This window comes from Actinomadura rubrobrunea NBRC 15275 (assembly GCF_001552235.1).
Taxonomy (GTDB): Bacteria; Actinomycetota; Actinomycetes; order Streptosporangiales; family Streptosporangiaceae; genus Spirillospora; species Spirillospora viridilutea.
Genome location: NZ_BCQU01000177.1, coordinates 1 through 3,557 on the forward strand (window position 1 = coordinate 1; position 3,557 = coordinate 3,557).

General features: G+C 74.4%; 3 protein-coding genes. 2 read left to right on the forward strand and 1 reads right to left on the reverse strand.

Features of this window, described 5'->3' with window-relative positions; genetic code table 11:
• Nucleotides 1-68 precede the first annotated feature (68 nt).
• Both AR3_RS28685 and AR3_RS28690 read left to right on the forward strand, forming a co-directional pair.
• Nucleotides 69-1,958: an acyl-CoA dehydrogenase family protein gene (locus AR3_RS28685; protein ID WP_083952246.1), complete on the forward strand. Its 1,890-nt coding sequence runs from the start codon at nt 69-71 to the stop codon at nt 1,956-1,958.
• A gap of 190 nt (nt 1,959-2,148) precedes the next feature.
• Nucleotides 2,149-2,724: a TerD family protein gene (locus AR3_RS28690; protein WP_067918727.1), complete on the forward strand. Its 576-nt coding sequence runs from the start codon at nt 2,149-2,151 to the stop codon at nt 2,722-2,724.
• A 162-nt stretch (nt 2,725-2,886) separates the two neighbouring features.
• Here AR3_RS28690 and AR3_RS28695 read toward each other — a convergent pair whose 3' ends face one another.
• On the reverse strand, nt 2,887-3,312 hold the full coding sequence (locus tag AR3_RS28695; RefSeq protein ID WP_227023422.1) for a RidA family protein: 426 nt from the start codon (nt 3,310-3,312) through the stop codon (nt 2,887-2,889).
• Between the last annotated feature and the right edge of the window lie 245 nt (nt 3,313-3,557).

Here is a 3,557-nt window from a genome sequence, read left to right on the forward strand (position 1 = left end):
AGCCCCCCGCCCCGCACCCCCGCCGGCCGACTCACCGTCCGACACCTGATCGCGACAGGAGGGCCGTCATGGCACCCAGCCCCCCATCCGCCCCTGCACCCGGCCCCGTCCCGCAGGCGGCCACCGGCACCGTCCCCGCCCCGACCTCCGACGCCCCCGGCAGCGGTCTGCGGCGTTTCGTGCACGGCACGGACGTGACCCTCGACGACCGTGCCCGCATCGCCGCCGCGATCCCCGCGGAGTTCTTCACCTACCCCGACGGCCTGACCGCCGCCCAACGGCAGGCCCTCACCTACCAGCGGCTCGGGCACGCCGGACGGGCCGCCCCGCCCGCCGGCGACCTGCTGGACGACCCGCCGCTGCTGTGCGCCCTGCTGGACCGCGCCGCGATCGCCGACCCGGCGCTGTTCCACGTGATGCTGCTGCACTACACCCTGGCGCTCGGCCCGATCCTGCGGTTCGGCACCGACCCGCAAGGCACGAACGCCGAACGGCAGGCGCTGGAGTCGATGGCCTCCTACGGGACGCTGCTGATGACCGAGGTCGGCCGCAGCAACAGCCACCTGTCACCGCGCACCCTGGCCCACTACGACCCCGCGACCGCAGAGTTCGTCCTCAGCACGCCCGACGCGCAGGCCGCCAAGTTCCCCACCAACACCGGGCACCCCGACCTGCCCAAGACCGCCGCCGTGTACGCCACGCTGGTGCACGACGGCATCGAACGCGGCGTGTTCGTGTTCGTGCTGCCGCTGCGCCGAGCCGACGGCACCGTCCCGGACGGGGTGCGGATCACGCCCGCCCCCGACATCTCCGGGCTGCCGGTCGACTACGCGGCGGTGCGCCTGGACGGTGTGCGCGTCCCCTACCGGGCGTGGCTGCGCGACGGCGCGCGGATCGACCCGGACGGGTCGTTCCACGATCCGGCCGGAGGGCCGACGCAACGGCTGACCCGCTCGATGGGCATCGCCCCGCCGGTGTGGCGGGCGGTCGTGTCGATGTCGGCGGCGATCACCCGCGCGTCCGCGGCGATCCTGCTGCACCACTCGACGGACCGGGCGACGCTGGGACGCCTGGCGCCGCTGCGCGCCCTGACCGACTACCGCAACCAGCAGGAGGCGGTCCTGGAAGCCCTGGCCTCGGCGTACGCGCTGACGGCGGTGGCGCGCCGCATCACTGGCCGGACCGACCCCGCCTCCGAGACGGGCCCCGCGTCCGCCAACGGCGCGGACGGCGGACCGTCCACCGCGTGGGCGCCCTGGTCGGCGGTCGACCGCGACCTGGCGCTGCTGAAGGCCGCCGCGACCGCCGAGGCCCACGAGACCGTGTCGCGCTGCCGGGTGCACTCGGGCGCCCCGGGATTCGCGGCCACCGACCGCCTCAACGGCTACCGCGCCCTGGCCCACGCCTACATGAACGCCGGCGGCGACAACACGCTGACCCTGTTCGACACGGCCCGGGCCATGGCCGAGCTGGACCGCTACGAGCCGCCGCCGGTGGCCGACACGGTGCCCGACGGCGGGGACCTGGCCTCGCCGCGGGTGTGGTCGCATCTGGCGCGGTCGGTGGAGCGGGCGCTGCGCGACCGCCTGGCGGAGCGGGTGCGGCTGGCGCGGCGCGACGGCGCCGACGCGTTCACCGCCTGGAACGACAACCTGGCCCTGGCCGAGCGGACCGCGACCGCGTTCGCCGACCGCGTCGTGCTGGAGACCGCCGCCCAGGCGTGCGCGTCGCAGCCGGAGACGGCGCCGCTGCTGCGCCTTCACGCGCTGCGGTGGGCCGAACGGCGCGCCGCGACCCTGCTGGACGAGCAGGTGGTGCCGGCCGGGCTGCTGGAGCGGGTGTGGCGGCTGCGGCGGGAGCTGTGCGACGAGCTGATGCCGCGGGCGGCCGAGTACGCGGCGGCGTTCGACCTCCCCGCCGAGATCACCGCGCCCGCCTCGTTCGTCCTGCACACCTGACCCTTCCCCCACCTGAACCTGGCCCCCTGGCCCGCCGCCCGACCGTCCGGCGGGCCAGGGCGCGCCGCCCGCCCGACGCGCGGCAATCGGCGAGTGCCAGGGGAACCGTCGCCGGGTACCTAGCGTTTGACCCGACACAGACCACGCGGGCGACGCGGCCGGCGTGGACACCGATACGGAGGGAGACACCGTGGGAGTCAGTCTGAGCAAGGGCGGCAACGTCTCGCTGACCAAGGAGGCTCCCGGACTGACCGCGGTCGTGGTGGGTCTGGGCTGGGACGTGCGGACCACTACCGGGGCCGACTTCGACCTCGACGCCAGCGCCCTGCTGTGCTCGCAGGACGGCAAGGTCCTGTCGGACCGGCACTTCGTGTTCTACAACAACCTCAAAAGCCCCGACGGTTCGGTCGAGCACACCGGCGACAACCTCACCGGCGAGGGCGAAGGCGACGACGAGCAGATCAGGGTCGACCTGGCCGCGGTGCCCGCCGAGGTCGACAAGATCGTGTTCCCGGTGTCGATCTACGATGCCGACAGCCGCCGGCAGAACTTCGGCCAGGTCCGCAACGCCTTCATCCGGGTGGTGAACCAGGCCGACAACAGCGAGATCGCCCGCTACGACCTGACGGAGGACGCCTCCACCGAGACCGCGATGGTGTTCGGCGAGCTCTACCGCCACGGCGGCGAGTGGAAGTTCCGCGCCGTCGGGCAGGGCTACGCCTCGGGCCTGGCCGGCATCGCCGCCGACTACGGCGTGCGGGTCTGACCCCGACCCGGCCGCGCCGCCTTCGACCGCCGGGCCGGGGCGCGGTGCAGGCAGCGGCATGCGACCGGGGGACGCGCGGCGTGATCGCCGCGCGTCCCCCGTTGCGCGTCCCCGTCGCGCTGCGCGGGCGCCGGGCAGCGCCCCTCACACCGGGCTTGGAGGTCAGGCCGGGACGACGGCCAGCGCCTCCACCTCGATGAGCAGGTCGTCGCGGAACAAGCGCGACACCTCCACCAGAGTGCTGGCGGGGGCGAGCCCTGGCGGCAGCATCTGGTTGCGGACCTCGCGGACGACGGTGACCTGCGAGGCGTCGCGCAGGAAGTACCCGAGTTTGATCACGTGCCGCCAGTCGGCGCCGGCGGCGGTCAGGGCGGTGTGCAGGTTGGTGAACACCTGCCGGGTCTGGGCGCGCAGGTCGCCGGGGCCGACGAGGTTGCCGTCGCCGTCCAGGGCGACCTGGCCGCTGATCACGACGAGGCGGCCCGGGGTGTCGACGCTGACGGCGTGGCTGTAGCCGGGACCGGGCGCCAGTCCGGGCGGGTTGATCGGACGCAGACCGGCGGCGTGTGCAGGTGACTGCTCGCTCACGGGCTTGTTCCCTTTCGCAGTGGCGCGGACGGCGGGTGCGCGAGCGGACACGGCCGCGACGCCCCCGTCCGCCGCCCGCACGCATCGTTCGGCGGACTCGGCGCCTCTCAGTATGGTGCGGCCGCGTAAGAAGTGGATCATTTGCGGCCGATCCGCATCACCTCGGCGGCCCGCCGAGGCGGCGGCCTTCCGCGGTGACCCAACCGCGACAGCCGGCAGCAGACGCTGTTCTTCTACGGCGGCTC

Excerpts from the sequence above, each read along its gene's own strand:
- AR3_RS28685 (WP_083952246.1), top strand. The coding sequence starts at position 69 with ATGGCACCCAGCCCCCCATCCGCCCCTGCACCCGGCCCCGTCCCGCAG.